Source organism: Cytobacillus sp. FSL H8-0458, assembly GCF_038002165.1.
In the GTDB taxonomy this organism is placed as follows: Bacteria; Bacillota; Bacilli; order Bacillales; family Cytobacillaceae; genus Cytobacillus.
This window is the reverse complement of record NZ_JBBOBR010000002.1, coordinates 158,198-176,957: the sequence shown is the minus strand read 5'-3', so window position 1 is coordinate 176,957 and position 18,760 is coordinate 158,198. Positions and strand designations below refer to the sequence as shown.

Below are 18,760 nucleotides of genomic sequence, written 5' to 3'. Positions count from 1 at the left end.
CAATAATTACGCTGTAATGGTACAATTATAAATAAGGACATATATAGTAATAACTAAATTCTATAATTAATAACTATATTAGGAGAAGGTTATGAATCAAGAACAATTAGAAAAATTGGTTGAGTCTGAAATTGAATTAGTTGTCTCGAAAATTAGTGTTAATATCATAAAGACAAAATCCCATCATGCAATTATGATTACAGGTATAGAAAATGAACCCACGGTGATTCGAAGTATTGCTGTATATATGGTTGCGCTAATTGCGAATGCAATAGAGGCTAATCTTCAAGTTAGAGCAGATTTAATAGAGTATACAGAAGTAGGGATTGAAGAGATAGTAGAAAGTGTATTAGATACAATAGGAGAAACTAATAATCTTAATCAGGATTTTAAAGAAGATGAAAGAAACCCTTGGTTAGCTGAAGCTTTGATACATCTTTTGTTGTTCATATCAAATAAAGTTAATAATATACATCCTGTTGGAGAGATTCTAGCTGTAGGATTAGTTCATGATGACCCAAAAGATAAAGGGTTAGATCTAACTGCTTTATATCAATCCGGAACACTGGGCTTAACTATAGGGGAATGTAAAGCCTACAAACTTAATCCTAATAAGGCAATATCTAATGCTATGAAATTCTTTGATGGTGTTGATACCAATAGAAAGACGGGAAAACGGATTCGATCACAAGTGCAGATATTAAGAAATTTCTTGCCAAAAGAGTTATCAGAATTGGCAACTCATGGATTTTGGAATAATGAAAAATGTTTTTTAACAACTCCTATTTATGATAAGTCTATTATTAAGGATTGGTCTAAAAATAGAAATAAAACTCTAGGATCATTAAGAGTCCCAATTGAAAAAAGATTAATTATACCTTTAGCAATCGAAGGTTTTGATGATTTTTTTGATTGCTTAGCGGATGAAATGAGAAATTTTGTAGGGGAGTTTTCAGATGTTTGATAATTACTCTTTTCATTTATTCAACAACTTACCCGATCTACCAGATTTTAATATAGAGGAATGTAGAAGGACATTATCAAAAGCATATATATACTCTATCAAAATAAAATTAGGTTTAGTTCAAGATGAATTTAAGACTATAGATTTTGATATTTTAAGTGAAGAAGAGATAGACAAAATTGAAGAGGAAATTGAACAGGAATCTTCTAGTATATATAACGAGTTATATCATGAGTTAAGGCGTTTAGGTGATACATTAGAGAGCAGTGCGATATTTGATAATATTGATGATGAAGAAAGTATAAAATCTGCATCATTTGTAGCAGCTGAGTCCCTTTCATTACTTGCAACATTATTAAGCCAAGAAATAGAACAAACCATAGGGCTTATGTTTTCAAATGAATTCATATATACAAGAACTGAGGCAGCTTTGTTATATTTAATTTCCGGTTACGATGCTAATGCTCAGACCGAAATAAATGAAGTAGTTAAAGGGTTAAATAACTTACAGAATAACGAAAATGGAGACGAGTTATTTCAAATTGAGAAGTGGTTTATTAATAATCTACTTTCATTGGTAAAAAACAATTTATGGTCTATTAACCGTAATAAACCGATATTTAAGGATAAGCTTTACAAAAAATCTTTAAGGAATTTAATTTATGAAAATAAAATTCAAATGTATTCACTCATAGGGGATTCGATTTTATATTATATCGATTGGCTAACAGGTGATATGGAAGAAGGTTTAACGAATTCATTAGAGATACTCACAAAAATTAATCACAGTTCGTATAAAAATAAATATGCACTTTACCCAGAAATGTATCACTTTTCAAAGGTTCTCATGGTAATGATAAAAGAAACATCAAAGAGATCTTTATTTCATCACACACCAATACCTCAAACCGCCCCTTTGGATTTTATAACATATCTAAAAGGAAGAGTAAAAGGTAATCATGAAATAAATTCTAGACCATTTATTTGGGAATCAGCAAAGGAGTTCATTGCCGAATGTTTGCCCGGACCTAATAAACATACAATAGTAAATCAGCCTACTGGAAGTGGTAAGAGTTTTATTGCAGAGCTTGCAGTTACACAATCTTTATCAAATGGATGGGTTTTATATTTAGCTCCCACAAATGCTTTGGTCCACCAAATAAAGAGAGATTTAAAAAAAAATCTTCAGTTCTATGGATCAGTTGATATTAGAAGCTTTGTTGGTGGTGATGAATATACAAAACTAGAAAATGAATTACTAAATGAAATTGAAAATCCAAATAGGTTTGTAGCTGTAATGACTCCCGAAAAATGTGCAATGTCGTTAAGGATTTCCCCAGAAATTTTTAATAATTGTTCATTATGTGTTTTTGATGAATGTCACTTACTAGGAGAAGGAACTAGGGGAGCAACGGTTGATTTGGTTCTTGGACAAATTATTGCAATTAATAATAATATCAAATTTGTATTAATGTCTGCTATGTTAAATAATCCAAGTGATCTTTCAGATTGGTTAAAAAATGTGACTAGTAAGGATTCGAAAATCAGTTCTATTTCATGGAAGCCTACCCGTTCCCTAAGAGGGGCGGTTGGAGTTGAATATAATACTTTTAACATTGAACTAAAAGCGGCAAGAGATAAACTTAACGAATTACCTGCTCATAGGAAAAATGAGAGTTTTGAACCTGCATTATCAATATTGTATTCTCTTTCTGGGGTATGGAAAAATGACTATAATGACTATTCTCTATTGCATACAAATTTCAAGGCAAAATATAAGCTGTCTAGAACAAAGGATAATAATAATACTTGGAGATATGGAGTTGGAGCAACAAGTTGGGTAAACACAACCTCTAGATCACTGGGAATATCATTTGCAGAAAATGGGATTCCTACTCTTGTATTTATCCCAACTAATAGGCATTATCCATTTACATTAGCAAAGGATATTAATCTTAATCATGAAGAGACTAATAATCTTAATGAGATAGAAAAAAGCCTATTATTCTTAGCAGAAAAGGAATTAGGCACTAGTTCTGAGGTGAAGAATTTTTTAATTAACGGGGTTGGAGTTCACACTTCATATATGTTAGAGACTGAAAAGGAAGCTGTAGAACGTGCATTTGTAAATCAAAGAATACAACTTTTATTTGCTACAGGTACTCTAGCTCAGGGTCTGAACTTACCTTCTATTGCTGTTGTAGTTGCGGGTACGAGAATCGGTGATATTAGGGAGGCGAATACTCCTGAAGCTCGACGAAGATCAAAGGCTCTTATATTGAATGCAATTGGCAGAGCAGGAAGAGCGGGGTTTTCCAACCAAAGCTTTAGTATCATTGTCCCTAACGAACCAATTTTATATAAGCAGGTCAATGACGATATTATCTCAACAATTTCGGCCATAGATGTACTAAAGGATAATGATGCATCCATAAGAGTGAAAAGTCCTTTAGGTCAATTTTTATATAATGTTATTGATGGTTCAATACAAGCTGATAGAGCCTCCTTAGAAGAACTTACCCTTATGTCAATGTTAACTTTCAATAATGAGCAAGAAGAAATAGAAAAAACAAAAAAAATAATTAGTAAAACCTATGCAGTTTCAACTATGGGGCAAATAATAGATGAAGAAGATTTAATTGTAGCAACTAATAATATAAATAGTATAAGAAATGAATTCCTAAAAAATGCTAATGCACCTGAATGGGCAATAGATGTAGCAAGGAAAGCTGGTTTTGATTTCTTTACAACCAATTCTTTCATAAGAATTGTATCTAGTATATTGCACAATAATAGAAAAGAAGAAATACTTGAATGGGATATAAGAAATTGGAAGGACTTTCTATTTGAGTGTATGAAAAACTTACATCCTTATTTTATTAAAAAATTACTGCCAAATAACATTACTCAAAAGCCCACATTTATTAATAAAATGGCTCAAACTGTTGGTAATATCATTGATAAAGATACGATATGGAATAAGCCTGACAATTGGGATAGTTATTGGGATGAGTTTTCATATATTACTTGGATGTTTATGGAAGGCAGGAGCTTCGCTGAAATAGCAAGAAACTATTTACATATAGATGGAATGGTGGAGTATACAAGAACGGCTGGGAAGCCAATTCCAGATACAATATCTCTAGTTAAAAAACAAATCGAGACTGTTGCAAGTTACGCTGGATTAATGGTATCAATATTGGAAGAAAGTCTATTTAAAGATGAAGTACTTCCTTTTAGTTTAAATGTTCTCCCATTAGTAATCAAAAATGGTTTAAAAGATCACTCTACCTTTTATTGGTACAGTTATGGTTTAAGAAATAGAATAGTTGCCCATAAATTGGGATCTATTCTTCCATTAGATGAATTTGTTGATGAAGAAACCTCTCGAAAAAACGTACTTCAATTAAAGAGAGAGTGGCTTAATAATCAATTAGAATTTGCAACCACTACACATGAAGAAAATGAAATATTAGATGCGGCATATATGATATTAAAAAGTATATAAAAAATATGAATGAGTCAATAAATTAATTGAATTATCTAATGTTCTTAGTAAATTTACTTTGCAATTTTGATAAAGCGCTTTCCACTTGATGGGAAGCGCTATTTTAAATGAGAACATTATAAGATTAGGGTGATGGAACTTTCTGATTTCTAGAATTAATTGAACCTCTTGTTATAGTACACGTATATTTATTGTTATATAATGAATTAATTAGTTATTAAGGGGAGATTATTTCGATGAAGATATCCTTTGAAATATTAGAAGCTTGAAAATGTTCAATGAAGGGAAATTGAATATTTGCCTGAAAAGTGTCGTCAAGTCAAGTGGCTCTAAGCGTGGAAAGGTTATGGTTTACGTCACAGTCATTTAATATCTTAAAAAAGTAAAATCTTCTGTCTTAACTTCTCTACATCATATTTACCATTTCTCGGAGTTACTCTTTCATAATTATCAAGGATCCATAAAGCCCGATTTCTCTTTTTATCCACTCTTAAATAAGGTGATACTTGTTTTAGTACGAACATAACTTGTTCCTTTTGTTTAATATTCAGAGAGAAAGAATTTTTGTGAATACCCGGCTTGTAATTCTTTTTATTAATTATTGTCCCGCCTGTTAATGTATGTATATAGACTAACAGCTCCTTATCAGTAGATGCTATTGTTATACAGGGCCGGCGATGCTCACTCGCATGTATCCTGGTTAGAGTGATTGTTCCTTCACCGTCAATAATTCCTGCAATATAAGCTGCTTCAAAACTTTCCATTTCCCATCCCCCAGTGTAAAATAAGAATATACGTTCCCTTTTTTGATTATAACATAAACTTTCCATATATTAATAAAAAATTCAGATAATTGGTTGACTTTCCCTATAGTGATGGCGGATAATACTTGTGAGTAATATAATGCAGACGGAGCTGTTATTTATGGGGCACAGAGGCCGGAAAATAGGGGCCAGCGGGGAGCAGAGCCGCGCATTGCTTCTTGAAATTGCCGAGGAGGAATTTGCGCAGAAAGGCTATTTTCATACAAAAATCAGCGATATTGTGAAAAGGGCGGGTCTGACACAGCCTTCGTTTTACCTTTACTTTGAAAGCAAAGATGCCATTTTCCAAGAGCTTGTCGACCTGTTTCGCAGACGGATTTCAGAGCTTACGTCCAGGAGCCGTGTGGAAACAGGTGTTGATTTGTCATCATTGCCTGAACGAATAACCTCAGGCCTAACTGCTATCTTTACATTTTTTATGGAGAATCAGGAATTGACCCGCATCGGTTTTTTTATGGCTTCGGATGCCGGCGAATTTAAGGAGATACTTGCTGGTCAAATTGAAGCCAACCTCTTGTCAGAGCAGCAGGCAGGATACTTCAGGGAAGATATTGATATGGGAACTGTCGCAGAGAGTCTGACAGGGATTATTGAACGCCTGACATTAACCAAATTATTTAAAGGGATAAAGACTCCAGAAGATTTAGCAAAAGAAATTGTCCATTTATTCCTATATGGAATGATTAATAAAAGCAGCACTCAATGAAGACTTCTGAGGGGAACAGAATCTTTACGGGAGAGTGGAAAAGGGAATGGAAACCTGTGAGGGGAAAATTGATAAAGAATGGGTTGAGCTAATATTGACAGCCAAACAGCTGGGGTTAACAATTGAGGAAATACAGGACTATATAAAACAATCCACGATAGGGCCTAATAAAGGCAAGATCCCGGAAAATCATAAATAGCTTGATTTTATCCTGTGATCAATGGGAAGGATAGGAACAAATGAGGAAACTTTGGATACGGGGCACTTTTAAGGGACTGCTATCTGGAACTTTTCTGGGGTTATTTCTGAAAATGATTGAGATATCCACTGGTATAAAAGTGTACACATTGCTATTAAATGTGGATTACTTTCCGATTTTAAAAAACTACCATTTTCCCGAATTAATCGAATTTGGATTTCATCTGATCATTTCAGTTGTTGTGGCATTCAGTTTATTATTTATAATAAAAAAATACCGCTGGAACGGGACCCAAATCATCGTCCGTACATTATTCATCACCTTTTCGATAGGATTTCTGCTTTATCCGACGACTGCATTATCTGATCGAACCCCTGAACTTACATCTTTACCTGCCATATTTTTCTGGCTTCTAGGCCATCTGTTATATGGTCTGCTGCTTTCTTCGCTGTTTATAAAAAAGGGGAATTCTTACTGAATTAGGATAATTGTCTTTTAATCCTTGTTAATATGTTTTATAGTGTTAGTAAAGATTCGTCTTATCAGGTGATGGAGTTCACCTTTAACTGCCTTTTGGCTAATGACTCCTGTCAGTTATGTGGTAACTGGCAGGAGTCTTTTTGTTTTGGGTAAACTAAGAAAAATGGAGGGTTCCGGATGGTATATATACTGGTTGGCGCAGCGGGGTTTTTAGGTGCCGCATTACGTTACAGCATGGGTGTTCTTTTTTTTCAGGAAAGTGCCGTTTTTCCATTTGCCACTTTGACGGTTAATCTTCTGGGAAGTTTTCTCCTGGCTTGGCTGACGACGGGGCTGATGGTTCGTTTTTCTTTGCCGGCCCATATAAAAACAGCATTGGGAACGGGCTTTGTTGGATCCTTTACCACTTTTTCGACATTGAGTGTTGAAACGGCAGCACTTTTTCTCAATGGAAAGACAGTTCTGGCCGTTTTGTATATTGCGGCCAGCATTTTTGGCGGACTATGGATGAGCCGCTTGGGATTTCAAGTCAGGAAAGGAGAAGATGCCGGATGAGTACGTTATATGTACTAATGGTGGGGATAGGCGGTTTCTTTGGAGCGATTTCCCGGCTTTGGGTCAGTCAGTTTATTAGTAAAAGGTTTGTGTCGGGTTTCCCTGCTGCCACGCTTATTATTAACTTATTTGGTTCACTGCTTCTCGGAATCATGGTGGGTTCAGGAATAAAGGGCGGACTTTTTATGCTGCTCGGCACAGGATTTATGGGGGCTTTCACTACTTTTTCTACATTTAAGCTGGAAGCGATACAGCTTCACATAGATAAAAGGAAAAAAGAGCTCATTCTTTATAATGTATTGAGCTATGGCGGCGGTGTTCTTTTGGCTTTTCTGGGTATTGAAATGGGAGTGCTCCTCAGATGAAGAAAGGTTTTTCCAATGCGTTTTTTAGGGAATTTCGTATGATAACCTGTCTTACAGAATTATGTTATGATAACAAATAGCATCAAGGAGGTTATTCATATGTTCTGGGAAACTTACATGAAAGAAGATATATTAGTGGACTTGGGAATATCAATTGGAATTTTCCTGCTGTTTCTCTTTTTCCGGAAGCTTTTTGCCAAATATGTATTTACACTATTATTAAGGCTTAGCAGAAAAGCCCCAAATGACTTTTTCTCACACGTATTTGTTTCATTTCAAAAGCCGATTCAGTGTTTATTCATTATTATAGGAATCTATTTTTCTGTTGGTTATTTTCCTTATCTGAATCAGCATAATTCACTGTTCCTGGATATTATTAGAGCATCTGTCATCATCATGCTCACATGGGGCTTGTACAATATGGCATCGGCATCTTCAGCCCTTTTCACAAGCCTAAAGGTTAAGTACAATCTGGAAATTGATGATATTCTCATTCCATTCATTTCTAAGGCATTGAGATTCGTGATTGTGGCTATTAGTATCAGCATTGTTGCTCAAGAATTTAACTATGATGTGAATGGTTTTGTGGCAGGACTCGGGTTAGGCGGAGTTGCCATTGCTTTTGCTGCTAAGGACGTACTTGGCAATTTGTTAGGCGGCTTCGTCATTATTACTGAAAAGCCGTTCACAATCGGTGAGTGGATTATGACACCAAGTGTAGAGGGAACCGTTGAAGACATTTCTTTTCGAAGCACCAGGGTTAGAACCTTCTCCCAGGCGCTTGTTACTGTTCCTAATGCAACTTTAGCAAATGAATCCATTACCAACTGGAGCAAGATGGGAAAAAGACAGATCAGCTTTAGACTGCGTGTTACCCATGATACAACTAAAGATCAAATGGCTAATGTCGTCGGGCAGATCGAGTATCTTTTAAAAAATCATCCGGATATTCATCCGGAAACCATTCTTGTTACCTTTGACGACTACAAAGAAAATGGGCTCGATATATTCCTTTATTTCTTCACCAAAACGACAAATTGGGGCGAATTCCTGAAAATTAAGGAAGAAATCAATTTTGAGATCATGGACATTCTTGAAAATGAGCGTGTTTATGTTGCTATGCCAAGCAGGAAACTATACTTAGATCCTGAGGGCGAAAACCAGCTGAAAAAAGAATCCAGAGTGAGACAGGAATCATAATATATAAGAAGGCGGACCCTTGAGTCCGCCTTTTTATTATGAAAATAACTTATTCCATTGTTCGGCCATCGCTAATGCTAAAGAATCTTCTTTCACTTCTCCCGGCTTTACCCCGCTCCCGATGATATAGTCAGCAAATTCCATCCCGACAAAATCAAAAATGTATTGAAATTGCTGAACAAGAGGAAGTCCTTTTACTTTCGCGCTGGCGCCGCCTGTAATAACAACATAGGCTTTCTTCCTTGCCAGCTCTTCTTTCAGATTAAAGCGTTCATCCCTTAGGTACTGTGACCAGCGATCAAAGAAATCTTTCATGGGACCGCTCATGCCATACCAGTATAAAGGGGTTGCGAATATGAAAATATCATGTGACAGCATGTGCCTCACTACTTGTTCATAGTCGTCATCGACCATTGTAAAGCCGCCTTCCGCGTGCCTCTTATCCACAATCGGTTCGATATGCAGGTCTGCTAATTTTACCAGGGTGTGATCAGTCCCTTCCACAATCTTATTTGCCAAATACTCCGAGTTCCCGTTTTCTCTGGTACTGCCCAGCAAAGCCAATACTTTCATTGAAATCTCTCCTTCGACTATCGTCTTTGTATGAATTTTACATAAAAATTTTAGGGGAAGCAAAAAAAGCATCTTTACATAAGTGTTAATCCATATTTACATTCTATTAATCTCTCATTTACATTAGGGTTCTATACTACTACATGTAAGTTAAAAAAGGGAGGTTCATAGAATGACATTCAAGAAATTCACAAAAAAGACACTTCCAATCCTTGCTGCTTCTGCAGTTGCGTTTGGCGGACTTATTGGTTCAGTACAGCAAACAGAAGCTAAAGGACAATCAGATAAAAGAGAAATCAAAAATGTTATTTTCCTTATCGGCGACGGGATGGGCGTATCATACACGTCTGCATACCGCTATTTAAAAGACGATCCCGGCACAAAATTTGTTGAACGTACTGAGTTAGATAAATATTTGGTCGGCCAGCAAATGACTTATCCGGAAGATCCCGAACAAAATGTTACAGACTCTGCATCGGCAGCCACAGCCATGTCTGCAGGCATAAAAACATATAACAATGCCATTGCTGTTGATAATGACGGTTCTGAGGTAAAAACAGTTTTGGAAGCAGCGAAAGAGCAAGGAAAAGCGACTGGTCTTGTAGCTACATCAGAAATTACGCATGCCACTCCTGCCTCATTCGGGTCGCATGACGAAAGCCGGCAGAATATGAATGCCATTGCCGATGATTATTATGATGAGCTTATCAATGGCAAGCACAAAGTAGATGTTCTTCTTGGCGGGGGAACTGATTTACTTGTCCGCAAAGACAGAAACATCGCGGAGGAATTCAAGAAAGACGGATACGGCTATGTAACAAACCGCAAAGAATTATTGGCAGATAAAAATGAACAAGTCCTTGGTCTGTTTGCAGAACGCGGCATGCCCAAAATGATTGACCGCACAGAAGACACACCTTCACTGAAGGATATGACTGCTTCTGCAATCGAGCGTTTGAACAAAGATAAAGACGGCTTCTTCCTGATGGTAGAAGGAAGTCAGGTAGACTGGGCTGGCCATGATAATGACATCGTTAGCGCAATGAGTGAAATGGAAGACTTCGAGAAAGCATTCAAAGCAGCGATCGAGTTTGCGAAGAAGGACAAGCACACCCTTGTGGTAGCAACTGCTGATCATTCAACTGGCGGCTATTCCATCGGTTCAGATGGCAACTATAACTGGTTCAGCGAGCCAATTAAAGCAGCGAAGCGCACACCAGATTTCATGGCTCAGGAAATTGCCAATGGAGCCGGTGTGGAAGAAACGCTAAAGGAATATATTGATCTTGATTTAAAAGAAGAAGAAATTCAATCTGTTAAAAAAGCTGCTGAAACGAAAAAGGCAGCAGACATCGATAACGCCATTGAAGAAATTTTCAACCAGCGCTCCCATACGGGCTGGACAACAGGCGGACATACTGGCGAAGATGTGCCTGTTTATGCATTTGGCCCAGCCAGCGACCGATTTGCAGGGCAAATTGAGAATACTGACCAGGCTAAACTGATCTTTGAGATATTAGAGTCTAAAGTAAAGATTGAAGATAAATAAATTTTTATCTCCCGCTGCTTTTGGAATGCAGCGGGAACTTTTTTACAATAACTGAAGGGGGATCATCATGATAAAAATAATCACAGTGATTACGCTCTTATCCACTGTCCTGTTCGGCTGCTCAAGTGCCCCCGAACAGCCTGCAGAGGTTAAGGCAGAAGTTCCGGCAGAAAACGAATCGGTGAAAAATTATGACCCAAACCCTCAGGTTCCGGACGACCGGCAGCTGTGGAAAGAAGGGAAGACTCACATAGATGAAAAAGGTGAAATCACTTTAAAAAAAGCAAAAACTGTGGATGGAATTTATAATATTGGCCCAATCGAAATGAAAATAACTGATGCCAAAGTGATGCATCTGAAGCCTGACTACAGTCTGGTTGACTATTTTCACACCTTGACCCATGACGAGGAATTCGACTTTGTTAAGGTTTTTGTGGAAATAAAGAACACCTCTGATCAAAAAGTGAATTTTGCCCCGGCAGCCATCCTTGAAACAAGCGAAGGCGAGCAAATAACCTGGGAAAAAGATATGTATCTTGATGGGCTTAACGAAGAAATTGGGCCTAACGAAACCAAATACGGCAATGTTGGCTTTATCATTGAAAAATCGGATCTGAATAGTATTGAAATAACCACCAGCGACGTGTTTAGTGGTGATAATAACAAGATTGAAGATGCAAAAAAGATTAAAATCGAATTTTAACGGACAAGGCTCCAGAGATGGGGTCTTTTTTAGTTTCGCCGATAAGTTCAAACTCAATGAATTAGAATCCTTCGCTGTTATCGCAAATGAGCAAGGTGAACTTTATTTTATTCCAGTTGATAAAGTTAAATTGACAACAATCCTTCCCTATATTAAAGTTAACTACGTTAATAGTTAAGTAGTTGAACAGTTAAACGATAGAATAATCACACTGTGAGGTGAATATATAAGTGAGTGTGCCAGACATTAAGGATTTGGTCGACCGGTATATTGCCGTTTCTTTTTCTGTTGAGAAAAAGGCTGCGTCACTTGTAAAAAATCAGATTGGCAGCGATCTGACCAATGATCAGCATTTTACTCTGAGGTACATAAATCAGGCAGGTTCCTGTACTTCGTCAGAGCTTGCGGAAGTGTTTGATGTAAAAAAGAGTGCGATCACAGCCATGATTACGCGCATGTGGGAAAAAGGCCTGATTCAGCGGACACGTGATGAGAATGATCGCAGGGTAGTCTATCTGACACTTACCGAAAAAGGGAATGAGCTGTACGTCAAAGCAGAAGAAAAGATTCATAATCTTGTAGAGTCACTGATAAACAGATTTGATCAGGCTGAAATTCAGCAGTTCATTGAAACCTTTGAGAAATTGGATAAAGTACTATCGCAGTCTAACGGGCAGTAAGACTGCCGCCTCTAGACTCATAGCAATCAAAGAGTATGGCGGAAGACTAACAATCAGAGGGGTAAAGTACCCACTGATTGAGCTTTCACTTTATCAGAAAACAAAGCGGGGGATAATATAGTGTATTCAATTATTAAAAGAAAATGGCTTGTCATTGCCGTCTGGATCGCAGTGGCTGCCTGCTTGTTTATGGCAGCGCCAAACATGGCAGATCTGGTCCGTGATAAAGGGCAGATTACTGTTCCTGAAGAGTATTCATCCACACTTGCCGGGGATATCATGCAAGAAGTGCAGAAACAGGAAGGCGGCGGGGATGAGACCCAGATCGCACTTGTTTTTCATAATGATAAAAAGCTCACAGGAGAAGAAATCAAAGAAGCGGAGAAAGCTATCCGCATGCTTGAAGACAAAAGCAGCGAATTGGGCATTACAGAAATGCTTACCCATTTTAATGAAAAAAGCCTGAAGGACCAGCTTGTTTCAGAGAATGGCAAGTCCATTCTGGCTTCTGTCAACGTAAGCTGGAACGGCCGTGAGCCAGCTGAGCTGAGTGAAGATCTTTATTCAGCTATTGATGATGCAAAGGTAGATCATTATTATACGAGTGAATGGCTGATCAATGAAGATCTCATGAACAGTTCGCAGGAAGGGCTGAAAAAGACGGAAGGAATTACAGTCGTCTTTATTCTGGTTGTTCTGCTGCTGGTTTTCCGTTCAGTGGTTGCTCCGATTATCCCGCTCCTGACAGTGGGATTCACTTACCTTGCTTCACAATCCATTGTGGCATTTTTAGTAGATAAGCTGGATTTTCCCATTTCAAACTATACCCAAATTTTCCTTGTAGCGATTCTGTTTGGGATTGGAACAGACTATTGTATCCTGCTGCTTAGCCGTTTTAAAGAAGAGCTTTCCTATAATGAAAGCACAGCGGACGCCATTGTGGCAACATACCGCAATGCGGGGCGCACAGTATTCTTCAGCGGACTGGCTGTTATGATTGGCTTTGCTGCAATTGGCTTCTCGCAGTTTATTCTTTACCAGTCAGCAGCAGCTGTGGCCATTGGTGTAGCGATCCTTTTAATTGCTTTATTTACGATTGTGCCATTCTTTATGGCGGTGCTGGGACAGAAAATTTTCTGGCCTTCGAGAAAGAGTGCCGAGCACGGTGAAAGCAAGCTATGGGGTACGGCCGGCCGATTCTCGCTGGCGCGTCCATTCCTGGCATTGCTTATCGTAGCAGCCGTTTGTGTGCCATTCCTGGTGACATATGACGGAGAACTTTCATACAACTCCCTTGAGGAAATCGGCGGGGATGTTAATTCCATTAAGGCGTTTAATGCCATTGCTGACAGCTTTGGGCCGGGAGAATCCATGCCAACGCAGATCGTCTTGAAAAACGATGAGGAAATGGATTCAGCAGAATATGTAGGCCTGGCTGAAAAAATTAGCCGTGAGGTTGAAAAAGTAGACTTGGTTGATACAGTTCGTTCTGTTACAAGACCAACTGGAGAGCCGATCGAAGACTTCTTTGTTGCCAAACAAGCTGAAACGCTTGAAGAAGGGCTTGGGGAAGGAAAAGATGGACTGAACAAAATTTCAGATGGCTTGAATGAAGCAAGCAGCGAACTGTCCAAATCAGAACCTGAGCTGCAGAATGCCACAAAAGGAATCAATGACTTGATTTCCGGCACCAATGAAATCAAATCGGGTCTTGGTGAAATTCAGACAAACCTGGCTAAAATCGAAGATGGTATTCGTCAGGGATCGGCAGGTTCAGATCAAATTAAAGATGGTTTGGAAAAATCCAAGGCTGGTGCCGAAGAGCTTCTCGCCGGATACCAGCAGCTGCTAGTTGGGTATCAGTCAGGAGAAGAGGCCATTCCTTCCTTAATGGCGGGCTATAAAGAAATCCAGGCGAATTTAAATCAGCTGTCGGATGGCATCAGACAGGCAAATGAAGCACTGTTTGGCTATGTTGAAACCAAGGACCCTGAGTTGGCCCAAGACCCTCAATACCAAGCAATCAAAGGTCAAGTAGCAGGCCTGCAGCAGCAGCTTCCAAAAGTTTCAGCAGGAATCAATGCTGCTAATAGGGGGTTAACACAGCTGCAAAATGGCTTGGCGGAAGCAAATAAAAACTTCGGAACCGCCATATCCGGCCAAAAGGAATTAGCTGCCGGGCTCCAGCAGCTGATCGATGGAATCGAAGCCCAGCAGGCAGGACTCAATCAGCTTGCTGATGGCCAGGGACAAATCGTTAATAATTTTCCAAAGCTGACAAATGGTTTAGCCGGAATCAATGGCGGGCAGGAACAGCTTCTTGCCGGATTTGGCGATCTAGGAGGACAAATAAGCCAGCTGACAGATGGCCTTAGCCAGAGTGCAGATGGGCTTGAGCAGGTATCTGAAGGACTTGGTTCTGCACAGGATTACCTGTCAGGTCTTTCAAACTCGGATAATATGGATGGTTTCTATCTGCCGCCGGAGGTTCTGGAGGATAAAGAGTTTGCTCAGGTGTTTGATGTCTATTTGTCAGAGGATCGTAAAGTTATGACAATGGATGTAGTGCTTGAAGCAAATCCTTATTCCAACGAAGCCATTAACCAGGTGGATGAAATCAAGGAAGCTGTGGAAAGAGCGACAAAAGGGACTAAGCTTGAAAATGCGGTTGTGGCGGTAGGCGGGATTACAAGTACCAATGCTGACTTAAGCACAATGTCTGATCAGGATTATTCCCGTACAGTCGTATTGATGCTGCTGGGCATTTCCATCATCCTTGTGTTCCTTTTCAGGTCTATCATCATGCCAATCTATTTAATTGGTTCATTGATTCTGACCTACTATACAAGTATGGCAATGAACGAGGCGATTTTTGTGAATCTGCTTGGATATACAGGCATCAGCTGGGCGGTTCCATTCTTTGCATTCGTTATTCTCGTCGCGCTTGGCGTTGACTACAGCATTTTCTTAATGGACCGCTTTAATGAATATCGTGACCTTTCAATCGCAGATGCCATGCTGTTATCCATGAAAAAGATGGGCACTGTTATTATTTCAGCTGCTGTAATCCTGGGCGGAACATTCGCGGCAATGATGCCATCCGGAATGCTGTCGCTATTGCAGATCGCATCCATCGTTCTGATTGGATTAATGCTTTACGCACTGGTTGTGCTGCCGCTGTTTATACCGGTCATGGTCAAGAACTTCGGCCAGGCAAACTGGTGGCCATTTAAAAGAAGTGAGAATTAATGAAAGCGGAGACTGTCTTTATGGCAGTCTTTTTTTGATGGTTTATTTCAAAAGGCTCTTTTCGTATAAATTGTTGTTTTCGCCTATCAATGTTGTCCGTTGATTTCCGCTCCAGGCTGCTCGCTTTCCGCGGGGCGGGCGGTGAGCCTCCTCAACGCTCCGCGTCTGCGGGGTCTCACCTGTCCCGCTACTCCCGCAGGAGTCTCGCACCTTCCGCTCCAATCAACTCAGCAAATTAATCTAAGTTATAAAAAAGCAACAAACTTTACGAAAACAGCTTTCAAAAAGAAGCGTAAAGCCCCAATCATTAAGCAATTGGGGCTTCTGCTAAATCTTATGGATTTGTCGACCACATGCCGGCTGTTTTCACAAACACCCGCGGATTTAATTTCAGCTGTGCTACCATGAATTCTGCCAGATCTTCCGGCTGCATGACTTTTTCAGGGTTGCCGTCGGTCAGGTTTGTTTCAATCGCAAGGTCAGTGGCAACCGTACTTGGAGTCAACGCGCTAACTCGGATATTGTGTTTTCTAACCTCAAGCATCAGGGACTCTGTTAAGCCTAAAACGGCAAATTTGGATGCGCTGTATGCACTGGTGACAGGCGCACCTTTTTGGCCTGCTGTGGATGCAATGTTGATAATGTCTCCGGACTTCTGTTCAATCATTTCAGGGAGAACGGCTCTTGTAACATTATAAACACCCATCAAGTTGACTTGGATGATGCTTTCCCACTCAGCCGGAGACAGCTCCAGGAATCCTCCAAACTTGGCGATTCCGGCATTGTTAATCAGGATATCCACAGAGCCAAGGTCTGACTTAATATGCTCGACTGCATGAGTAACAGCTTCAAGGTCGGCAACATCGGCTGCTGCAGCAGATACATTCACATCGTACTGGCTCAGTTCATCTGCCATTTTTTCAAGATTTTCAATCGTGCGGCCAAGCAAGCCAATATGGACGCCTTCTTTCGCGAGCGCGATAGCTGCTGCACGCCCTATCCCTCTGCCTGCTCCTGTGATGAGAGCTGTTTTACCTTTTAATGTATGCATCGTTTTTCCTCCTCTAAAAAAAATCATTCATATACTACCAGAAAGCAGATGGATTTCCTAATAAACCGCTTGCGCAGTTGAGACATTTGAGGAAGCTATAGACATTATGATAAGATCGCTTCAATAAAAAGGGGGAGTTCGCATGAAGCTGAGTGTATTGGATCAATCGGTCATGGCAAAAGGGGATACTGCAGCGGATACTTTTCGTAAAACAGTCAAGCTTGCTCAGATGGCAGAAGAGCTTGGCTACAGTCGTTTTTGGGTGGCTGAGCATCATAATTCGAACGGAATGGCTGGCTCCTCACCGGAAATTCTTATCTCCCATATAGCATCAAGCACCAGCCGAATCAGGGTTGGTTCAGGCGGGGTTCTTTTACCGCAATACAGTCCTTATAAAATTGCCGAAAACTTTAATGTCCTGCAGACATTATTTCCAGGAAGAATCGATTTGGGCGTTGGGAGATCTCCTGGAGGATCCGCATCCACAAGGCTTGCCCTGACAGATGGAGTAAGGAAAAGTCTGAATGAATTTCCGAGACAACTTAGGGATTTGCAGGGGTTTTTGAACAAAGAGCTTCCAGAAGGACATCCTTATCAGCAAGTCAAAGCTTTTCCACAGGCTGAAGACCCTGCACTATTGTGGATTCTTGGAATCACCCATCGCGGAGCAAGACTGGCTGCGGAACTTGGAGTTGCCTTTACGTATGGACACTTTATCAATCCTGCCAATGGAAAGAGAGCAATGGATACATATTTCAGTCAATTCCAGCCTTCAGCAGCTTTGGCTGAACCGAAAGCAAATGTGTGTATTTTTGTTGTATGCGCTGAGACACAGGAAGAGGCTGAGAAGCTGGCATTGAGCCAGGATATGTGGCTTCTGGCAGTTGAAAAAGGGAGGGATACGAGAATAATCCCAAGCATAGAAGCAGTAGATATCCAGCTAACACATGAGGAAAAAGAAAAAATTACAGAAAACCGCAAGCGGATATTAATCGGCACCCCGGCAAAAATAAAAGAAGAATTGCAGCTGCTCAGCGAAATTTACGCAACAGATGAGTTTATGATCATCACCAATATTCATGATTTTCAGGGCAAGCTGAATTCATACACACTGCTGGCTGAAGTTATCGGCTTAAGTTGAGAATTTGTAATCCACAATTAATCCAACGGTTGGGGATTGACTTCCCGCTGTTTCAAAATGTGCATAACTAATTCATTGATTTTTTTAATTTTTCAGAAGTATCCACAATTAGAAGCGTTTTTTGTTCGATTCATCCACACTAAGTGGATAAACTAAGGGGATAATAGAGTTATCCACATAGATGATTATGATTGAGATAAAAGTTATCCCCAAACAACATCCTCTTTTATTTATCCACATAAGTGATTGCCTGTCTTCCTATCTGTTCCCATCCGGCAATAAACTTGTCTTTTTGGTATTGTGTATTTTTCTCCTTAAGCGGATCATTTGCATAGATATGATCTTCATCATAGCCTGTGACTAATACAGCATGCATTCGGTATGTTATTTTGACATGACCATCTTTTGTTTCCCAGGTTTCCCATTCTGAATCAGGCAATACGTCGTAAGTGCTGGTGATGATCACCCAGACTGGTCTGCCGTCATCAAGCTGCTCGATCACTTTGTCGAATCCGCTGCCTGTCAGGTCTTCAATTTTCCCGGGCAAATAGCTTTCAGCCAGTTCTGCAACGGGTTCATGGTAGGCGCCGAGCCCGGGTTCGTTCAATGTCTGCATATTGCCAACAAAGCCTTTGTGAATATTTCCGCGATAGCCATCCTTTTCGAAAGGAACACGGTTTATTTTTTCGGCTAATTCCATTTTATCGGTCTCTTCTCCAGCATGATTCAGGAGCATGGCAAGACTGGTTACTTCACATCCTCTTTCAAGTTCAGGCTTTTGTGAATAATGAGGGGCATCAATTAACACTTTGCCGTCTTCCTGTTCTGCGGATTCGGTTTCACTTTCCTGGCCGGTCATCCAGGATGGTGATGAGCAGCCTGACAGCAGGATGGATACCAGTAAAATAGCTCTCTTCAAGACTCACACTCCTTTGTGCAAATTTCGCTTGTCAAAATATTGCGTATAAGACTAGTTCCCCACAGCGCTCAGCCTTAATCCTCATTCATCATCA

General features: G+C 39.8%; 17 protein-coding genes and 1 riboswitch. Of the genes, 13 read left to right on the top strand and 4 right to left on the bottom strand.

Annotated features, from left to right (window positions below):
- Positions 1–91 precede the first annotated feature (91 nt).
- Both NYE23_RS22245 and NYE23_RS22240 read left to right on the top strand, forming a co-directional pair.
- Positions 92–964: a hypothetical protein gene (locus NYE23_RS22245; protein ID WP_341081203.1), complete on the top strand. Its 873-nt coding sequence runs from the start codon at positions 92–94 to the stop codon at positions 962–964.
- Complete coding sequence (locus NYE23_RS22240; protein ID WP_341081201.1) at positions 957–4,472, top strand: DEAD/DEAH box helicase; 3,516 nt, start codon at positions 957–959, stop codon at positions 4,470–4,472. The genes NYE23_RS22245 and NYE23_RS22240 overlap by 8 nt, the downstream gene beginning before the upstream one ends.
- A gap of 374 nt (positions 4,473–4,846) precedes the next feature.
- Here the strand turns inward: NYE23_RS22240 and NYE23_RS22235 are convergent, their stop codons facing one another.
- On the bottom strand, positions 4,847–5,236 hold the full coding sequence (locus tag NYE23_RS22235; RefSeq protein WP_341081199.1) for an LAGLIDADG family homing endonuclease: 390 nt from the start codon (positions 5,234–5,236) through the stop codon (positions 4,847–4,849).
- A 127-nt stretch (positions 5,237–5,363) separates the two neighbouring features.
- On the opposite strand from NYE23_RS22235, the gene NYE23_RS22230 reads away from it, so the two are divergent.
- The 6 genes from NYE23_RS22230 to NYE23_RS22205 all read left to right on the top strand — a co-directional run bounded on the left by NYE23_RS22230 (position 5,364) and on the right by NYE23_RS22205 (position 8,801).
- The gene (locus tag NYE23_RS22230) at positions 5,364–6,002 is read left to right on the top strand and encodes a TetR/AcrR family transcriptional regulator (protein WP_341081196.1); all 639 of its coding nucleotides are present in this window, start codon (positions 5,364–5,366) and stop codon (positions 6,000–6,002) included.
- A gap of 46 nt (positions 6,003–6,048) precedes the next feature.
- Positions 6,049–6,201: an anti-repressor SinI family protein gene (locus NYE23_RS22225; protein WP_341081193.1), complete on the top strand. Its 153-nt coding sequence runs from the start codon at positions 6,049–6,051 to the stop codon at positions 6,199–6,201.
- Positions 6,202–6,241: 40 nt separating this feature from the next.
- A complete protein-coding gene (locus NYE23_RS22220) occupies positions 6,242–6,679 on the top strand; it encodes a hypothetical protein (RefSeq protein WP_341081189.1) in 438 nt (145 codons plus the stop codon).
- Positions 6,680–6,737: 58 nt separating this feature from the next.
- Positions 6,738–6,798: riboswitch (Fluoride riboswitch) on the top strand.
- Between the two features lie 60 nt (positions 6,799–6,858).
- Entirely contained in the window at positions 6,859–7,236 is a 378-nt protein-coding gene (locus NYE23_RS22215; RefSeq protein WP_341081186.1) for a fluoride efflux transporter FluC, read from the top strand.
- Positions 7,233–7,601, top strand: a complete 369-nt coding sequence (gene crcB / locus NYE23_RS22210) for a fluoride efflux transporter CrcB (RefSeq protein WP_341081184.1) — start codon at positions 7,233–7,235, stop codon at positions 7,599–7,601. The genes NYE23_RS22215 and crcB overlap by 4 nt, the downstream gene beginning before the upstream one ends.
- Positions 7,602–7,700: 99 nt before the next feature.
- Positions 7,701–8,801, top strand: coding sequence for a mechanosensitive ion channel family protein (locus NYE23_RS22205; protein WP_341081182.1), 1,101 nt, complete (start codon positions 7,701–7,703; stop codon positions 8,799–8,801).
- Between the two features lie 36 nt (positions 8,802–8,837).
- On the opposite strand, the gene NYE23_RS22200 is transcribed toward NYE23_RS22205, so the two are convergent.
- Complete coding sequence (locus NYE23_RS22200; protein ID WP_341081181.1) at positions 8,838–9,374, bottom strand: flavodoxin family protein; 537 nt, start codon at positions 9,372–9,374, stop codon at positions 8,838–8,840.
- A gap of 172 nt (positions 9,375–9,546) precedes the next feature.
- Here NYE23_RS22200 and NYE23_RS22195 point away from each other — a divergent pair, with 172 nt between their 5' ends.
- The 4 genes from NYE23_RS22195 to NYE23_RS22180 all read left to right on the top strand — a co-directional run bounded on the left by NYE23_RS22195 (position 9,547) and on the right by NYE23_RS22180 (position 15,555).
- Positions 9,547–10,923: an alkaline phosphatase gene (locus tag NYE23_RS22195; protein WP_341081179.1), complete on the top strand. Its 1,377-nt coding sequence runs from the start codon at positions 9,547–9,549 to the stop codon at positions 10,921–10,923.
- Positions 10,924–10,990: 67 nt separating this feature from the next.
- Entirely contained in the window at positions 10,991–11,626 is a 636-nt protein-coding gene (locus NYE23_RS22190) for a DUF4352 domain-containing protein (protein WP_341081176.1), read from the top strand.
- 230 nt (positions 11,627–11,856) lie between these two features.
- On the top strand, positions 11,857–12,306 hold the full coding sequence (locus NYE23_RS22185) for a MarR family winged helix-turn-helix transcriptional regulator (RefSeq protein ID WP_048008428.1): 450 nt from the start codon (positions 11,857–11,859) through the stop codon (positions 12,304–12,306).
- A gap of 120 nt (positions 12,307–12,426) precedes the next feature.
- The gene (locus NYE23_RS22180; protein WP_341081173.1) at positions 12,427–15,555 is read left to right on the top strand and encodes an MMPL family transporter; all 3,129 of its coding nucleotides are present in this window, start codon (positions 12,427–12,429) and stop codon (positions 15,553–15,555) included.
- Between the two features lie 334 nt (positions 15,556–15,889).
- Here NYE23_RS22180 and NYE23_RS22175 read toward each other — a convergent pair whose 3' ends face one another.
- Positions 15,890–16,606 (bottom strand): 3-ketoacyl-ACP reductase, encoded by a 717-nt coding sequence (locus tag NYE23_RS22175; RefSeq protein ID WP_035329319.1) that lies wholly within the window; start codon positions 16,604–16,606, stop codon positions 15,890–15,892.
- Between the two features lie 142 nt (positions 16,607–16,748).
- On the opposite strand from NYE23_RS22175, the gene NYE23_RS22170 reads away from it, so the two are divergent.
- Positions 16,749–17,747 carry an LLM class flavin-dependent oxidoreductase gene (locus NYE23_RS22170; RefSeq protein ID WP_341081170.1) on the top strand — a complete coding sequence of 333 codons (999 nt, stop codon included), beginning with the start codon at positions 16,749–16,751 and terminating at the stop codon, positions 17,745–17,747.
- Positions 17,748–17,973: 226 nt separating this feature from the next.
- Here NYE23_RS22170 and NYE23_RS22165 read toward each other — a convergent pair whose 3' ends face one another.
- Positions 17,974–18,666, bottom strand: a complete 693-nt coding sequence (locus NYE23_RS22165) for a C39 family peptidase (protein WP_341081169.1) — start codon at positions 18,664–18,666, stop codon at positions 17,974–17,976.
- Between the last annotated feature and the right edge of the window lie 94 nt (positions 18,667–18,760).